The 17,143-nt window shown below is 70.4% G+C and carries 11 protein-coding genes; 7 read left to right on the top strand and 4 right to left on the bottom strand.

What is annotated here, in order from left to right:
• Positions 1-98: 98 nt before the first annotated feature.
• Positions 99-8,924, top strand: a complete 8,826-nt coding sequence (locus H4O13_02520; protein MBE5314256.1) for a cyclic beta 1-2 glucan synthetase — start codon at positions 99-101, stop codon at positions 8,922-8,924.
• Between the two features lie 129 nt (positions 8,925-9,053).
• Entirely contained in the window at positions 9,054-9,887 is an 834-nt protein-coding gene (locus H4O13_02515; GenBank protein MBE5314255.1) for an ATP-dependent Clp protease proteolytic subunit, read from the top strand.
• A gap of 40 nt (positions 9,888-9,927) precedes the next feature.
• On the opposite strand, the gene H4O13_02510 is transcribed toward H4O13_02515, so the two are convergent.
• Together H4O13_02510 and H4O13_02505 are read right to left on the bottom strand one after the other, a co-directional pair.
• Complete coding sequence (locus H4O13_02510; GenBank protein MBE5314254.1) at positions 9,928-10,224, bottom strand: hypothetical protein; 297 nt, start codon at positions 10,222-10,224, stop codon at positions 9,928-9,930.
• A 337-nt stretch (positions 10,225-10,561) separates the two neighbouring features.
• On the bottom strand, positions 10,562-11,020 hold the full coding sequence (locus tag H4O13_02505; protein MBE5314253.1) for a PepSY domain-containing protein: 459 nt from the start codon (positions 11,018-11,020) through the stop codon (positions 10,562-10,564).
• Between the two features lie 133 nt (positions 11,021-11,153).
• On the opposite strand from H4O13_02505, the gene H4O13_02500 reads away from it, so the two are divergent.
• Genes H4O13_02500 through H4O13_02490 form a run of 3 tightly spaced genes read left to right on the top strand, consistent with a single transcriptional unit; the run spans position 11,154 to position 13,458 of the window.
• On the top strand, positions 11,154-11,459 hold the full coding sequence (locus H4O13_02500; GenBank protein ID MBE5314252.1) for a peptidase: 306 nt from the start codon (positions 11,154-11,156) through the stop codon (positions 11,457-11,459).
• Positions 11,459-12,133 carry a response regulator transcription factor gene (locus H4O13_02495; GenBank protein MBE5314251.1) on the top strand — a complete coding sequence of 225 codons (675 nt, stop codon included), beginning with the start codon at positions 11,459-11,461 and terminating at the stop codon, positions 12,131-12,133. Before H4O13_02500 ends, H4O13_02495 begins: the two co-directional genes overlap by 1 nt.
• A complete protein-coding gene (locus tag H4O13_02490) occupies positions 12,130-13,458 on the top strand; it encodes a sensor histidine kinase (GenBank protein ID MBE5314250.1) in 1,329 nt (442 codons plus the stop codon). Before H4O13_02495 ends, H4O13_02490 begins: the two co-directional genes overlap by 4 nt.
• 44 nt (positions 13,459-13,502) lie before the next feature.
• On the opposite strand, the gene H4O13_02485 is transcribed toward H4O13_02490, so the two are convergent.
• The gene (locus H4O13_02485) at positions 13,503-14,012 is read right to left on the bottom strand and encodes a DUF1993 domain-containing protein (protein ID MBE5314249.1); all 510 of its coding nucleotides are present in this window, start codon (positions 14,010-14,012) and stop codon (positions 13,503-13,505) included.
• A gap of 301 nt (positions 14,013-14,313) precedes the next feature.
• Between H4O13_02485 and dbpA the strand changes: the two genes are divergently transcribed.
• The gene (gene dbpA / locus H4O13_02480; protein ID MBE5314248.1) at positions 14,314-15,684 is read left to right on the top strand and encodes an ATP-dependent RNA helicase DbpA; all 1,371 of its coding nucleotides are present in this window, start codon (positions 14,314-14,316) and stop codon (positions 15,682-15,684) included.
• Between the two features lie 231 nt (positions 15,685-15,915).
• Here the strand turns inward: dbpA and H4O13_02475 are convergent, their stop codons facing one another.
• On the bottom strand, positions 15,916-16,287 hold the full coding sequence (locus H4O13_02475) for a VOC family protein (GenBank protein ID MBE5314247.1): 372 nt from the start codon (positions 16,285-16,287) through the stop codon (positions 15,916-15,918).
• A gap of 118 nt (positions 16,288-16,405) precedes the next feature.
• Here H4O13_02475 and H4O13_02470 point away from each other — a divergent pair, with 118 nt between their 5' ends.
• A complete protein-coding gene (locus H4O13_02470; GenBank protein ID MBE5314246.1) occupies positions 16,406-17,116 on the top strand; it encodes a pseudouridine synthase in 711 nt (236 codons plus the stop codon).
• The last annotated feature ends 27 nt before the right edge of the window (positions 17,117-17,143 follow it).

The raw sequence follows: 17,143 nt of genomic DNA, 5'->3' as shown, positions 1-17,143 counted from the left end.
CAGCGGCGCCGGCCGCGCCCTGTGCACGGCGAACCCCCGGCCGCTGCCGCGCTCCGTCCGTCCGCCGGCGCCCGCAGCGGCCCCCAACATGAGCCCCGATGCCGACCCTGCGCGCACTGCTGACGCTCTGGCGCGAACGTCTGGACCGATTCCGGCAGCAGCGCCGCGAGGCGCTCGCCGGCGGCCTGCGACAGCTCGACAGCGCACCGCGGCTGCGCCTGCTCGCGGCGGAGCAGATCGAGCTGCGCGCGCAGGCGCTGGGGCGGCTACACCGGCTGCATGCCGGGCGACGGCCGGATCGGCTGCTGGCGCGCCTGCGCGACAACGAGCACCGCATCGACGCCAGCTGCGGCCTGCTGCTGCGCATGGTCGAGGACGAGCTGCGCATCACGCCCGCCGGCGAATGGCTGCTGGACAACCACTACCTGATCCAGGAGCAGGTCCAGACCGCCCGCCGTCATCTTCCGCCAGGCTACAGCCGCGAGCTGCCGACCCTGAGCCACGGCCCCTCGGCGCAGCTGCCGCGGGTCTACGACCTCGCCAACGACAGCATCCGCCACGCCGACGGCCGCATCGATGCGGAGGCCATCAGCCGCTTCTTCGCCGCCTACCAGACGGTGACGCCGCTGAAGCTGGGCGAGCTGTGGGCGATTCCGATCATGCTGCGACTCGCCCTGATCGAGAACCTGCGTCGCGTCAGCGACCGGGTGATGAGGGCGGCGAGCGAGCGCCGTCTGGCCGGCGTGTGGGCAACGCGGCTGAACACGGCCAGCGCGCACTGCCCGAAGGACATCGTGCTGGTGATCGCCGATCTTGCGCGTTCGGCACCGCCCCTGAGCGGCGCCTTCGTGGCCGAGCTGAGCCGTGGGCTGCATGGCCGCAGCGCGGCGCTGGCGATGCCGATCAGCTGGATCGAACAGTGGCTGGCGGACGCCGGCCACAGCATCGAGACGCTCGTCCACGCCGACAGCCAGCAGCAGGCGGTGGACCAGGTCGCGATCAGCAACAGCATCGGCAGCCTGCGCTTCCTGTCCAACATGGACTGGCGCGAGTTTGTCGAAACCCTGAGCCAGGTCGAGCGGACCCTGCGCCAGGACCCCGCCGGCACCTACCCGCGGATGGACTTCGCGACCCGCGACCGCTACCGGCACGCCGTCGAGCGGATGGCCCGGCAATCCGGCGCGCGCGAGATCGACGTGGCCCAGATCGTTCTTGGGCTGGCGCAATCGCAGGCGTCCGATCCGGCTGCGATCGACCGCATCGAAGCCCACGTCGGCCACTACCTGATCGATGCCGGCCAGGCCCAGAGCAAGCGCGCGATCGCCCAGGCCGGCCATCTCGCCGGCGGCCTGCGGCGGCCGCTGCGGCTGAAGCTGCAGCGCCTGCCGCTGCCGCTCTACCTGCTGCCGATTATGGTGATCGCCGCGGCCTTCACCGCGGCGCTGCTGTCGCAGCTGCCCCCGGCGCAGGCCAGCGGCGCCCTGCCCTGGCTGGTCGCGGCACTCGGTCTCATCGCATTCAGCGAACTCGGCATCGCGCTGGTGAACTGGGCGGCGACGCGACTGGTGCTGCCGCAGCCGCTGCCGCGACTGGATTTCTCGAAGGGCATTCCCGGCTCGGCGCGCACCCTGGTGGTGGTGCCGAGCATGCTGAGCACGCCGCGCGCGGTGGCCGCCCTGATCGAAGGCCTGGAAGTGCGTTTCCTGGGCAACCGCTGCAGTCATCTGCATTTCGGCCTGCTCACCGACCTGCTGGACTCGAACGAACAGCACCTGCCCACCGACGCGGCCCTGCTGGCCCAGGCCGAAGCCGGCATCGCCGGCCTGAACGCGCGCTACAGCGGCGCTGACGGCGATCTGTTTTTCCTGTTCCACCGGGCCCGCCAGTGGAACCCGCGCGAAGCGATCTGGATGGGCGTCGAGCGCAAGCGCGGCAAGCTGTCGGCGCTCAACCGCCTGCTGCGCGAGGCCACCCATGAGGCAGCGCTGGCGGAGTTCGATCGCGTGGTCGGCGACACCCGTCCGCTGTTGAACGTGCGCTACGTGATCACCCTCGACACCGATACCGCGCTGCCGCGCGACAGCGCCCGCGAGCTCGTCGGCACCCTGGCGCATCCGCTGAACCGCGCCTGCTTCGACCCGCGCCGTCGCACCGTCACCCGCGGCTACGGCATCCTGCAGCCGAGTGTCGGCAGCAGCGGCAACGGCGGCGGCCCGGTCTCGCGCTACACCCGCCTCTTCGGCGGCAGTGCCGGCATCGATCCCTACACCCGCACCACCTCGGACGTGTACCAGGATCTGTTCGGCGAGGGATCGTTCGTCGGCAAGGGCATCTACGACGTCGACGCCTTCGAATACGCGCTGCAGGATCGCCTGCCCGACAACCGCATCCTCAGCCACGATCTGCTCGAAGGCTGCTATGCCCGCGCTGGCTTGGTCAGCGATGTCTGGCTCTACGAAGCGCCGCCGTCGCGCTACGCCGCCGACGTCAAACGCCGCTACCGCTGGATCCGCGGCGACTGGCAGCTGCTGCCCTGGCTGCTGCCCTGGGTGCCGCGCGCCGGCGGCGGCTTCGAACGCACGCCGCTCAGCGCACTGTCGCGCGGCAAGCTGCTCGACAACCTGCGCCGCAGCCTGGTGCCGGCGGCGCTGACCGCCCTGCTGCTGCTCGGCTGGAGCCTGCTCGACGCGCCGCTGCTGTGGACCCTCTGGCTGCTCGGCGTGCCGCTGCTGCCGGTGCTGCTGCCGGCGATTCCGGCGCTGGTCGAGCGGCCGCCGGGCATGGCCCTGACGCCGCACCTGCGGCAGGTCGCAGGCGCCACTGGGCGGCGTCTGGCGGCCGCAATGGTCGGCATCGCCTGCCTGTGCTACGAGGCCTGGTACAGCCTTGGCGCGGCAGCGCGCAGCCTGTGGCGGATCGGCCTCAGTCGGCGCCGGCTGCTGCAGTGGAACCCCTCCAGCGAAGTCGAGCGCAAGCTCGGCAGCGGTACCGGCGCCGAGCTGCGCAGCATGGGCTTCGCGCCACTGTTCGCCCTGCTCGCCGCGGCTCTGCTGTGGCGCTTGAATCCCTCGGCGCTGTGGGTGGCCGGGCCGATCCTCGGGCTGTGGCTGCTCGCACCCGGCCTGATGGCCTGGCTCGGGCGCGCACCGGCCGATCGACGGGCGCCGCTGACGGCCGCCGACCTCGCCTTTCTGGGCCGGCTGGCGCGCCGCACCTGGAGCTTCTTCGAAACCCAGGTGCAGGCGAGGGACCACTGGCTGCCGCCCGACAACGTGCAGGAACACCCGGCCTGGGCGGTGGCGCGGCGCACCTCGCCCACCAACATCGGGCTGTCGCTGCTGGCCAACCTCGCCGCGCGCGACTTCGGCTATCTGCAGACCCGCGAGCTGATCGAGCGCACCCACGATGTGTTCGACAGCCTCGACCGGCTGCCGCGCCACCGCGGCCACTTCTACAACTGGTACGACACGGAAACCCTGCTGCCCCTGCAGCCGCTGTACGTCTCGACCGTCGACAGCGGCAATCTCGTCGGGCACCTGCTGACCCTGCGCCAGGGCCTGCTGGCGCTGATCGACGCGCCGATCCTCGCCGCCACCTGCCTGCAGGGTCTGGCCGACACCCTGGGCGTGCTCGAGGAAACCGCTGCACGCCTGCCGTCCGGCCTGCGGCCGCAAGGCCTCGAAGACGCCGTGATGGCCTTCCGCCAGCGCCTGCAGCGGGAGCGCGTGCAGCCACCGGCCAACCTGCGTGCGGCCGCGGAGGCGCTGAGCGCGCTCGATGCGCTGGCCGCCGATGTCGCGCGCGCCTGGCCGCCCCCCGCGGACGGCTCGGGCAGCGGTGGCGAACTGCACTGGCCGCAGGCGCTGCAGCAGGCCTGCGCGAGCGCACACGCCGAACTGCTGCATCTGGCGCCCTGGCTGCACACCGCGGTCGCCGAACGGATCGCCTGCAGCGAGCCGCAGGCCGCGGGCATTCCCAGTCTGCGCGCGCTGACCACCGGCTCGAAGAGCGCACTGGTGCGCCAGCGCGCCGGTGAATGCGTGCTGGCGCTGGGCCGCCTCGCCCATCGCGCCGGCCAGTTCGCACTGATCGACTACGACTTTCTGTACGACCGCGGGCGCCGCCTGCTGGCGATCGGCTACAGCGTCGAGGCGCGCCAGCTCGACAGCGGCCACTACGACCTGCTCGCCTCGGAGGCGCGTCTGTGCAGCTTCGTCGCCATCGCCCAGGGCAGGCTGCCGCAGGAGACCTGGTTCGCGCTCGGCCGCCTGCTGACGGAAAGCCAGGGCCGGGCCACCCTGCTGTCGTGGAGCGGCTCGATGTTCGAGTACCTGATGCCGCAGCTGGTGATGCCGAGCTACCCCGACACCCTGCTCGACCAGACCGCCCGCCACGCGGTGCGGGCGCAGATCGCCCACGGCCAACGCCACGGCCTGCCCTGGGGCATCTCGGAGTCGGGTTACAACGTGCGCGATGCGCAGCTGAACTACCAGTACCGTGCGTTCGGGGTGCCGGGGCTCGGCCTGAAGCGCGGCCTCGGCGAGGATCACGTGGTCGCGCCCTACGCCAGCATGATGGCCCTGATGGTCGCGCCGGCCGAGGCCTGCCGCAACCTGCAGCGGCTGAGCACCGACGGTCTGGCCGGCCGCTTCGGACTGTACGAGGCGATCGACTACACGCCGACCCGACTGCCGCGCGGCCAGACCCAGGCGGTGGTGCGCTCGTTCATGGCCCACCATCAGGGCATGGGCCTGCTGGCGCTCGCCCACCTGCTGCTGCAGCAGCCGATGCAGAAGCGTTTCTGCGCCGATCCCGAGATCCAGGCCACCCTGCTGCTGCTGCAGGAGCGCATTCCCAATGTCGGGTTCTTCCATCCGCACCCGAGCGAAGCCACCGATGCCCGCGCCGCCCCCGCCGCCACCGAAACCGAGCTGCGCATCATCCGCGAACCCGACCGCGCGCGGCCGGCGGTGCAGCTGCTCTCGAACGGCCGCTACCACAGCCTGCTGACCAGCGCCGGCGGCGGCTACAGCCGCATGCGCGACATGGCGGTGACGCGCTGGCGCGAGGACGCGACGCGCGACCACTGGGGCAGCTTCTGCTACCTGCGCGACCTGGCCAGCGACGCGTACTGGTCAGCCACCTACCAGCCGACCTGCCCCGGGTTCGATCACTACGAGGCGATCTTCTCCGACGCCAAGGCCGAATACCGCACGCGTCTGCACGGCATCGACACGCATCTGGAAATCGCGGTCTCGCCCGAGGACAACATCGAGCTGCGACGGCTGCATCTGCGCAACCGTTCGCGGCAGCCGCGGCGCATCGAGATCACGACCTATGCTGAAGTGGCGCTGGCCCCGCCGCTGGCCGATGAGCTGCATCCGGCCTTCAGCAACCTGTTCGTGCAGACCGAGATCGTCGCCGCCAAGCAGGCTCTGCTGTGCACGCGCCGCCCGCGCTCGCACGAGGAGGTCGCGCCGTGGATGCTGCACCTGCTGGCGGCGCACGATGTCGATCTGACTGCGGTCTCCTACGAAACCGACCGCAGCCGCTTTCTCGGCCGCGGCGGCAGCCCGCGCAGGCCGCAGGCGCTGATGCCGGGCGCGCTGCTGTCCGGCAGCGCCGGCTCGGTGCTCGATCCGATCGTGGCGATCCGCTGCCAGCTGCTGCTGCAGCCCGAGCAGACCGCCGTGATCGACATGGTCACCGGCGTCGGCAGCGATCGCCAGGCCTGCGTCGACCTGATCGACAAGTACCGCGACCGCACCTTGGCCGACCGCGTGTTCGATCTGGCCTGGACGCACAGCCAGGTGGTGCGGCTGCAGATCAATGCCTCGCAGGCCGACGCCCAGCTCTACGAGCGGCTGGCCGGGCTGATGGTGTTCGCCGACCCACTGCTGCGCGCCGAAGCTTCGGTGCTGCGGCAGAACCGGCGCGGCCAGTCCGGGCTGTGGCGGCATTCGATCTCCGGTGATCTGCCGATCGTGCTGGTGCAGATCGCCGACATCGCCCACATCGAGCTGGTGCGGCAGATGGTGCAGGCTCACGCCTATTGGCGCCTCAAGGGCCTGCAGGTCGATCTGGTGATCTGGAACGAGGACCAGGCCGGCTACCGCCAGCAGCTGCAGGATCAGATCCTGGCCCTGGTTTCGGCCGGGCCGGAAGGCAATGTGCTGGACCGGCCCGGCGGCATCTTTGTCCGCCCGATCCAGCAGATCTCGCAGGAGGAGCGGATCCTGCTGCAGTCGGTGGCGCGGGTGGTGGTCAGCGACCAGCACGGCACCCTGGCCGCGCAGATCGACCGCAGGCGCGCGCCCGAGCGCACGGCGCCACCGCTGCGCCCGCGCCCGCTGCACGATCCGGGCGAAGACATCGACGCCGAGGGCGTCGACGCGGCGCCCACCCACGCACGTGAGCGCGAGGCCGAGCACGAACCCGATGCGGGCGACACGGCGGTGGCCGCACCCCTGCAGTTCGACAATGCGCTCGGCGGCTTCAGCGCCGACGGCAGCGAGTACGTGATCGAGCTGCACGAGGGCCAGCCGACTCCGGCGCCGTGGTGCAATGTGCTGGCCAATGCGCGCTTCGGCAGCGTGGTCAGCGAGAGCGCGCCGGGCTACAGCTGGTTCGAGAACGCGCATGCGTTCCGGCTGACGCCGTGGCATAACGACCCGGTCGCCGACTGCAGCGGCGAAGCCTTCTACCTGCGCGACGAGGACAGCGGCGAGCTGTGGTCGCCGATGGCGCTGCCGCGGCGCGGCCGCGGCCGCTACCAGACCCGACACGGCTTCGGCTACAGCGTGTACTCGCACGAACAGGACGGCATCGCCAGCGAGCTGTGGGTGTTCGTGGCGCGCGAGGACGCGCTCAAGTTCTCGCTGCTGAAGGTGCACAACCGCTCGGGTCGGCCGCGTCGGCTGTCAGCCACCGGCTACGTCGAATGGGTACTGGGCGACCTGCGGGTGCGCACCCAGATGCACCTGTGCAGCGATGTCGATGCGAGCAGCGGCGCCCTGCGCGCCTACAACCATTACTCCGACCTCCCCAACGGCCGGGTCGCCTTCTTCGATGCCGACGCCGACGTGCGCAGCGTCACCGCCGACCGCCGCGAATTCATCGGCCGCAACGGCAGCCTTGAGGCGCCCGCGGCGCTGCGCCGCGAACACCTCGCCGGTCGCTTCGGCGCGGGTCTCGACGCCTGCGCCGCGATCCAGATCCCCTTCGAGCTGGCCGCCGACGCGCAGTTCGAGACCTGTTTCCGGCTGGGCGTGGGCGTCGATGCACAGGAGGCCAGCGCGCTCGCCCTGCGCAGCCAGGGCGCTGCCCACGCGCGCGCCGCGCTGCGCGAGGTCCGCGCGTACTGGCAGCACACGCTCGGCCAGCTGCAGGTCAGCACGCCCGAGCCCAGCCTGGATCTGCTCGCCAACGGCTGGCTGCTGTACCAGACCCTGGCCAGCCGCTGCCTGGGCCGCAGCGGCTACTACCAGTCCGGCGGCGCCTACGGTTTCCGCGATCAGCTGCAAGACACCATGGCCACGGTGCACGCGCAGCCCGGGCTCACCCGCGCGCACCTGCTGCGCTGCGCCGCCAAGCAGTTCGTCGAAGGCGATGTGATGCACTGGTGGCATCCGCCGCAGGGCCGCGGCGTGCGCACGCAGTGTTCCGACGACTACCTGTGGCTGCCGCTGGCGACCTGTCGCTATCTCAGCGTCACCGCCGATACCGGCGTGCTCGACGAGCCGGTCGGCTATGTCGAAGGGCGCGCGCTGAACGCGGACGAGGAGTCTTACTACGACCTGCCGGTGGACTCTGGCGTGCAGGAGCCGCTGTACCAGCACTGCGTGCGCGCCCTGAAGCGCGGCCTCCGCCTGCTCGGCGCGCGCGGTCTGCCGCTGATCGGCAGCGGCGACTGGAACGACGGCATGAACCGGGTCGGCGCCGCAGGCCGAGGCGAAAGCGTGTGGCTGGGCTTCTTCCTTTTCGAGGCCCTGAACAGGTTTGTCGAGGTTGCGCGGGCACGTGGCGACAGCGGCTTCGCCGGCGAATGCGCAGGCGCCGCGGAGCAGCTGCGTCGGAACCTCGATCTGCACGCCTGGGACGGCCAGTGGTTCCGCCGCGCCTGGTACGACGACGGCACGCCGCTGGGCTCGGCCGACAGCGATGAATGCCGGATCGACTCGATCTCGCAGAGCTGGGCGGTGCTGTCAGGCGCGGCCGACAAGGCCCGTGCGCGCCAGGCCATGGACTCGCTGCACACGCATCTGGTGCGCGCCGAGGCCGGCCTGATCCAGCTGCTGGACCCGCCTTTCGATCACACCACGCACGACCCCGGCTACATCCGTGGCTATGTGCCCGGCGTCCGCGAGAACGGCGGCCAGTACACGCACGCCGCGGTGTGGGCGGCGATGGCCTTTGCCGCGCTCGGCGACCGCGCGCGCGCCTGGCAGCTCGCGCGCATGATCAACCCGATCCAGCACAGCCTGAGCAGTGAAGCGGCCCATACCTACCGCGTCGAACCTTACGTGTTGGCCGCTGACGTATACGCGGTCGCACCGCACATTGGCCGCGGCGGCTGGACCTGGTACACCGGCTCGGCCAGCTGGATGTATCGGCTGCTGAGCGAATCCCTGCTCGGCCTGCAGCGCGAAGGCGATGCGCTGATCCTGCGGCCCTGTGTTCCGGCCGAATGGAACGACTACCGCATCGACTACCGCTTCGGCGCGAGCGTGTACCGGATCCGCATTCTCCAACTCGATCCAGCGGCGTTCCGCGCGCTGGGTTCGAGCTGGCGCAGCGACCGCGGGCTGCCGATCGAAGCGCTGGACGCCGGCGGCTTCCGGATTCCGCTGCGCGACGACGGCGCCGACCCGCACATCGCGCTGTGGCTGGTGCGGGGACAACCCATCGCGACGGCCGACCTTTGACGCAGCAGGAGCGACGCGTGGGTACGCGCTGCGACGTATCTCGATGCGCAGCAGGCGGCAGCGCGCGGGTTGACCGCTTCCCGCGCATGCGGCTTCATCTGCGCTCCCCCTGACCGGCCGCTCGCCTTGTTGACACTTGTCCTGCTGCTTCTGCTGGTGCTGATCGGACTGGTGCTGCAGCCCCTGCTGCATCGTCGCTGGCTGACCGGAAAGCGCGACCGCCAGCGCCACCGGATCGAACAGGAGCGCGGCAGCCGGGTGATCCTGCTCGTGCATCGCGAAGAGCGGATGAGCCTGTTCGGCGCGCCGCTGCTGCGCTACATCGACATGGAGGACGCCGAGAGCGTGATCCGCGCGATCCACCAGACGGCCCCCGAGCAGCCGATCGACCTGATCCTGCATACGCCGGGCGGGCTGGTGCTGGCCTCGCTGCAGATCGCCCGCGCGCTGGCGCGGCATCCCGGCCCGGTGCGCGCGCTGGTTCCCTACTACGCGATGTCCGGCGGCACCCTGCTGGCGATCGCCGCCGACGAGATCCTGATGAGCCCGCATGCGGTGCTGGGGCCGCTGGACCCGGCCATCGACGAGGTGCCGGCCGCGTCGATTCTGCGCGCGGTCGCGCAGAAGGACCCGAAGGACGTCGACGACGACACCCTGATCCTCGCCGACCAGGCGCAGATGGCGATCCGCCAGCTGCGCGAGAGCCTCGCCGATCTGCTGCTGGCAAAGCTGGGCAAGGAGCGTACCCAAGAGGTCGCGACCGCGCTCACCGAAGGCCGTTGGACCCACGACTACCCGATCACGCCCGAGCAGGTCAGCGGGCTCGGGCTCAAGGTCAGCACCGGGATGCCCGAGTCCGTGCTGGACCTGATGGCGCTGTATCCACAGCCGATGCGCGGCTTGGCCGGCGTCGAGTACGCACCGCGCGAACGGCAGGCGCGTGAGGCCGCGCCGCCGAAGTGAGACCGCGGCCCGGCCTCGCCGTGGCCCGCCGGTCGATCTCTCACACCAGCAGCATCGCCACGAACCACAGCCCAGCCATCAGTTCGATCAGCGTGCTGCGCTGGGGCGAGCGCTCCACGGCCAGCAGCAGAAACAGGTTGTAGGGCACGGGCGCGAAGTGCACGACCAGCGCGAGCCAGCCCGGCGCGCCGCCCGCCATCAGGGCCAGGCCCACGACGCTGGCGGCCACGTTGATCAGGCTGCCGACCAGCAGCAGATCCCACCAGAACAGCTGGCGCATCGGCACCTGCCCACGCCAGCGCAGGCGGAAGAAATCGGCGTGGAGGCTCAGCGACATGTGCGGCAGTCCATTGCAAGCAGCGGGTGAGGGTAAACCAGGGGCCCGGCTCTCGGCACCTCGCTGCATGACCCGCTTCGACGGCGATCAAGCGCCCACCCGCGAGCGAGGCCGACCCCGTCGGGCCGGCCTCGCTCGTGGCGCTGCGCCGCAAGGGCTCAGAGCGTGTGAAAAAACCCAGACGCCGTAGCGAGGGCGTCTCTGGGCGTTCGTGGCAAAGCGCGCGACGTGAATTCAAGGGAGTTTGGCGAGCTAGTGACCGCGGAATTCGCGGAGCGCGCTGCCGCCACGGACGGCCAGAGGCGGCCGCAGTAGGCGGATGGTTTTTCACATGCTCTCAGTCGTCCCACTCGGTCTCACTGTGCAGCACGCGGCCGTCGTAGCCGCTGGCGCGCAGCTCGACGCGCTGGCCATCCGCGCCCACCGCCTCCGCACCCCAGGTCGCACCTTCGCGGTCGAGGTCGTTGATCGCGGTGTAGCCCTGCGCCTCGAGCGCAGCGATCAGGGCGGCGGCATCCAGCTGGGCGCGCGCCGACTGGGCATCGAACACCTCGCCGCTGATCGGGTCGACATGCACTTCGCCCCAGCGGCCGTTGGCGCGGCGCACCTCGGCCTCCCACAGGCCGTCGTCGTATTCGATCTCGCGCACTTCGGCGAAGCCCGCACGATTGAGTTCGGCGGCGACATCGGCGGACGAACGCGGGGTCACGGCATGCGCCGCGAAAGCGAGGCCAATGGCGCCGGCAGCAGACAGCATCAGCACGGAACGGCGCAGGGGAAACGAAGCCTTGAACATGGGGTATCTCCTTGGGAAGGTGGACCCGCCGGGCCCATCGCCGCGGCGTGGAGCACAGTCTCCGGACCCGGCCTATGCCGACTCTGAGGCCGCGGTTCACGAACGATTTAGAGGCCGCAGGCAGGCTGTGCGCATGCGCTCGCCTGCCCTCCTGTTCGTCCTGCTGTTCGCGCTCGCCCTCTCCAGCGCTGCGCTGGCGCAGGGCACCGACCGCGCTGACACCCGCCAGCTGCGCGAAGCCGTGCAGCGCGGCGAACTGGCCTCGCTCGACTCGATCCTTGAAGACGCTCTGCGGCGCAAGCCCGGGCGCGTGGTCGACGTCGAGTTCGAGCTGGAGGACGACGAGTACGAAATCGAGATCCTCGATGCCAACGGCCGCGTGTGGGAGTTGGAGTACCGCGCCAGCACTGGCGAATTCAAGGACATGGAGCAGGACTGATGCGCGTGCTGGTCGCCGAGGATGATGCCGAGCTGGCGCTGCGCGTCTGCGCCGCGCTGAAGGAGGCCGGCTTCAGCGCCGAACACTGCGCCGACGGCCGCGAAGCCGAGTTCCGCGGCGCCACCGAAGCCTTCGCAGCCGCCGTGCTCGACCTCGGCCTGCCCTCGCTGGACGGCCTGTCGGTGCTGCACCGCTGGCGCGAGCAGGGCGTCAAGCTGCCGGTGCTGGTGCTGACCGCGCGCGGCCGCTGGCACGACAAGCTGGCCGGCTTCAATGCCGGCGCCGATGATTACCTCACCAAACCTTTTCTGCTCGACGAAGTCGTGCTGCGCGTGCGCGCGCTGATCCGCCGCGCCAGCGGCCACGCGAGCCCGATCCTCGAATGCGGGCCGCTCAGCCACGACGTCAATGCCGGGCGCTTCGCGCTCGACGGCGCCAGCCTCAGCCTGACCGCGCAGGAGTCACGCATTCTCGGCTACCTGCTGCACAACGTCGGCCGCATCGTCAGCCGCGGCGAACTGGGAGAACACGTCTACGAGGGCGGCCACGACCCCGATTCGAACGTGCTCGATGTGCTGGTCGGACGCATCCGCAAGAAGATCGGGCCCGGCCTGCTGCATACCCACCGCGGCCAGGGCTTCCGACTGGAAGCGGATGCGGACGCCAGCGAATGAACCTCGTGGGGCACTCGCTGCGCGCCCGCCTGCTGCGGGTGGGCCTGATCGGCGGCGTGCTCCTCAGCCTGCTCGCCGCCTGGCTGCTGGGTGAAGCCTTCCGGGTGATCGCCGAGCGCGGCCAGCTGCGCCTGCTCGAACAGGAGCTGGCCGGCCTCATCGGTCGCCTGGAAGCGCGACCCGACGGCAGCCTCGGCATGCGCGACCGCCCCGGCGACCCCGACTACGAGCGGGTGTTTTCGGGGCGCTACTGGCAGGCCGGCGAGGACGGTAGCGGCTACACCTCGCGCTCGCTGTGGGATTTCCGCGCCTCCTTCGGCGCAAGCGCAGGCGCGCGCGCCGCAGTCGAACGCATCGACGGCCCGGCCGGCCAACAGTTGGTCACCCTGCGCCAGCGCGTTCAGGTGCCGCGCGTGCGCTTGCCGGTCGAGGTCTGGGTCGGCCTCGATGAAGGCCCGCTGCGCGAGGATGTGCAGCGCTTCCGCGGTCTGACCCTGGTCGCCACGGCCCTGCTGTTCCTGCTGCTCGCCGCACTGCTGGCCGTGCAGGTGCGACTGGGCCTGCGCCCCCTGAAGCGCCTCGCCGCTGAGGTCGAACAGGTGCGCCGCGGCGAGCGCGCTCGGATCGGCGGCGAGGGCCTGCCCGCCGAACTCGGTCCGCTGGTGGCTCATCTCGACGAATTGCTGGAGCACCATGAACGCTCCGTGCAGCGGGCGCGTCACTCTGCCGCCGACCTCGCGCATGCGCTGAAGACGCCCCTTGCCGCGCTCGACGCCGCGGCCCAGCGGCCCGGCCCCGAGCTCGCGAAGACCGTGCGCGAACAAAGCGCGCGCATGCAGGCGACGGTGACCCGCCAGCTGCAGGCGGGCGTGGCCCGCGATTTCCGCGCGCGCTGCGAGCTCGCGCCCGTCGCCCACACGCTGGTCGAGCTGATGCGCCGCATCCACGCGGAGCGCGGCGTTCGGATCGAAGCCGATATCGAGCCGCAGCTTCAGCTTCCGTACGCGGAGGACGACCTGCAGGAACTGCTCGGCAACCTGCTCGACAACGCCTGCAAATGGGCGCGCACGCAGGTCCAGCTGAGCGCGGGCAGCACGCCCACGACGCTCTGGCTGCAGCTCGACGACGACGGGCCTGGCATGGACGAGGGCGCCGCAGCGGCCGCGCGCCAGCGCGGCGTGCGCCTTGACGAACGGGTGCCCGGCTCGGGCCTGGGGCTTGCCATCGTCGAAGACCTGCTCGACACCACCGGCGGCCGCCTGCAGCTGCAGCGCTCGCCCTTGGGCGGCCTGCAGGCGAGGATCGAGGTGGACCGCGAGCGCTGAGCGCGACGCTGCCGGATACAGCGGCCGCGCTCTGCGTAGTGCCCTCAGTAGCTGCCCATGAAGTCGCGCTTGCCGATTTCCACGCCGCTGTGGCGCAGCAGGGCGTAGGCCGTGGTGACGTGGAAGAAGAACTGCGGCAGGCCGTAGGACAGCAGGTAGGCCTGACCGCTCAGCGTGCGTTCCTTCGGCGTGCCCGGGCGCAGCACGATCTCGCGACCCTCGCTGCCTTCGAAAGCAGCCGGATCAAGGCTTTCGAGAAAGGCCAGCGTGCTGGCGATGCGCTGCTGCAGCTCCTCGAAACTGTGCTCGGTGTCGGGCGCACTCGGCACCTCGACGCCGGCCAGACGGGCGGCCACGCTGCGCGCGAAGTCGGTGGCGATCTGCACCTGGCGCAGCAGGGGAAACATGTCCGGAAACAGCCGCGCCTGCAGCAGGGCCGGCGGGTCGATCTTGCGGGCCGCGGCGTGTTCTGCCGCCTTGGTCAGAACGCCGCTCAAGCCGCCGAGCAGCTGCTTGAAGACCGGGACCGAAGCGTCGTAGAGGTGCGGGTGCATGCGGAGATTCCTGTCGAAAGGGGACGCGATGGTAGCCCGCGCGGGTGACTTTCGTAGGCCGCAAGGAGGGGGGGAGAAACGAGAAACGAGAAACGAGAAATGAGGAGTGAGGAGTGAGGAGTGAGGCTGCGTGGGCGAGCCGATGGGCTCGGTGGGTCAAGACCCACCCTACGGGTTGTGGTGGGTCAAGACCCAGCCGTCGGGCTGAGGGGATCGGAGAACAAGGGTTGGATGGACGGAGCAGGGCGAGGCTTTGCGGTGCTCGCGTCGCGGAATCCGCCGCAGCCTGCGATCATGGCGCATGTCGACCTTCCAAGATCTTGATCTCATCCCCGCCCTGCGGCAGGCCATTGAAGCCGCCGGTTTCCACACGCCCACGCCGATCCAGGCTCTGGCCCTGCCGCCGATCCTCGCCGGCGCCGACGTGCTGGCGCAGGCGCCCACGGGCAGCGGCAAGACCGCGGCCTTCGGCCTCGGTCTGCTGCAGCGGCTGGACGCGGCGGCCATCCGCACCCAGGCCCTGGTGCTCTGCCCCACCCGCGAGCTGGCCGACCAGGTCGGCAAGGAGCTGCGCCGGCTGGCCGCCGCGATCCCCAACGTCAAGATCAGCCTGTTCACCGGTGGCGTGGCGCTGGGCCCGCAGCTGGCCTCGCTAACGCATGCACCGCACATCGTGGTGGGCACGCCGGGGCGCGTGCAGGAGCTGCTGCACAAGCGCGCGCTGGACCTTTCGGAGATTGACGTGCTGGTGCTGGACGAAGCCGACCGCATGCTCGACATGGGCTTCGAACAGTCGATCAAGGACATCGTCAGGCGTCTGCCCAAAGCGCGGCAAAGCCTGCTGTTTTCGGCCACCTGGCCCGACGAGATCCGTGCACTCGCCAAGGACAGCCTGCGCGAGCCGGTGGAAGTCGCGATCGAGGGCGAAGCGCATGCGCCGGATATCGACGCGCGCTTCTACGAGGTCGCACTCGACGCCAAGCCCGCCGCGCTGATGGGCCTGCTGCTTCAGCTCAAGCCGGAATCGGCGGTGGTGTTCTGCAATACCCGGCGCGATGTCGATGACGTCGCCACCGCGCTGGCCAATGCCGGCTTCTCGGCCGCCGCCCTGCACGGCGATATGGAGCAGCGCGACCGCGACGAGGTGCTGGTGATGTTCGCCAACCGATCCCTGAGCGTGCTGGTGGCCAGCGACGTCGCCGCGCGCGGGCTCGACGTCAAGGACCTCGCCTGCGTGGTCAACTACGAGCTGCCGCACGAGGCGGATGTCTACGTGCACCGCAGCGGTCGCACCGCCCGCGCCGGCGGCAGCGGCCTGGTGCTGAACCTCGTCACTTCGCGCGAGATGGCGCGCGCGCAGGCCATCGAAACCGGCCGCGGCGAGCCGATCCGCTGGAACCGCGCGCCGCTCAACGCGCGTCCGACCGACGTGCCCAAATCGGCGATGCGCACCCTGCGCATCGATGCCGGCCGCACCGACAAGCTGCGGCCCGGCGACATCCTGGGTGCGCTCACCGGCGCGGCAGGCTTGAAGGCTGAGGCGATCGGCAAGATCGACGTGTTCCCCACGCGCAGCTATGTGGCCGTGCGCGCGAGCATGCTGAAGGCCGCTGTCGCCGGACTGCAGGCCGGCAAGATCAAGGGCCGCGGTTTCCGGGTGCGGGCGATGTGAGACGGGCGCGCGCTAGCGTTCGAGCTCAGGGTGGGCCAGGGCCCACCCATTGCGAAGCGCGCCTGCCCGCCGCACGGATGCTCTGTCCATAGGGTGGGCCTTGGCCCACCATAGGCTTCCTACCGCCTCAGGCTGCCCATCGCGGCAGACTTCCAAGCGCCTCACGCTCCCCATCGCGGCAGACGCCCCCCCCCGCGGCACCTCACCGCTTCCCTCTTCGCCGCGATCACCTCAGCGATGCTGATCGATCAGTACCGGATTGCCGTCCGGGTCGATCACCACCAGATGCCCAGGCCCCGCGGTGTCGGGCTTGACCTCGGTCGCGAGCGTCAGGCCCTGGGCCTTGAGCCGCGCCTCGATCGCGCGCACGTCGTCGAACTCGGCCAAGGGCTGGGCCGCGCTGTCCCAGCCCGGATTGAAGGTCAGCATGGTGCGCTCGAACATGCCCTGGAACAGGCCGATCAGGGTGGTGCCGCTCTTCATGATCAACCAGTTGTTCTCCTGCTCGCCGGCCAGGACGCTGAAGCCGAGCTTTTCGTAGAACGCTCTTGATGCGGCGATGTCGCGAACGGGCAGGCTGACGGAAAAAGCTCCTAGCTGCATGGTGGGCTCCGAAGGTGGCCGGGTGAACGTTGAGCATGCACCCGCGGCGTCGCGGATGCACCCGGGGCAGCCAGCTGCGATCATGTGCGCCCTTCGCGTCGCCGGATGTCCTCGCCCCATGCGTCTCAACAAACACATTGCCGACTCCGGCTTCTGCTCGCGCCGCGAGGCCGACCGGCTGATCGCCGCCGGGCGCATCACGGTCAACGGCCAGCGCGGCGGCATCGGCACCGAGGTCGGCGAAGGCGACGAAGTGCTGCTGGACGGCCGCCCGCTGCCCAGGCGCGAGGAGAAGCGCGGCCGCAAGCATGTCTACATCGCCCTGTACAAGCCGGTGGGCATCACCTGCACCACCGACACCGAGGTCAAGGGCAACATCGTCGACTTCGTCGGCCACGAGCAGCGCATCTTTCCGATCGGCCGACTCGACAAGGACAGCGAGGGCCTGATCCTGCTGACCAGCAACGGCGACATCGTCAACGAGATCCTGCGCGCCGAGAACCGCCACGAGAAGGAATACCTGGTCGGGGTGAACAACCCGGTGACCCCGGAGTTCCTCACCGGCATGGCCCGCGGCGTGCGCGTGCACGGTCAGCTGACCCTGCCCTGCCGCACCTCACGACTCGCCAAATATGGCTTCCGCATCACGCTCACCCAGGGCCTGAACCGGCAGATCCGCCTGATGGCCGCGGCCTTCGGCTATCGCGTCAAGGAGCTGCGCCGGGTGCGCATCGACAACATCAAGCTGGGTGCACTGAAGCCCGGGCAGTGGCGCAACCTCACCGACGTCGAGCTGCGCGGGCTGATCCCCGGCCGCACGGAGTGGTAGCCGTGGGCGAAAGACAGCGCATCGCCA

This window comes from Lysobacterales bacterium (assembly GCA_014946745.1).
Taxonomy (GTDB): Bacteria; Pseudomonadota; Gammaproteobacteria; order Xanthomonadales; family Xanthomonadaceae; genus Aquimonas.
This window is presented reverse-complemented; position numbering and strand designations above follow the sequence as displayed.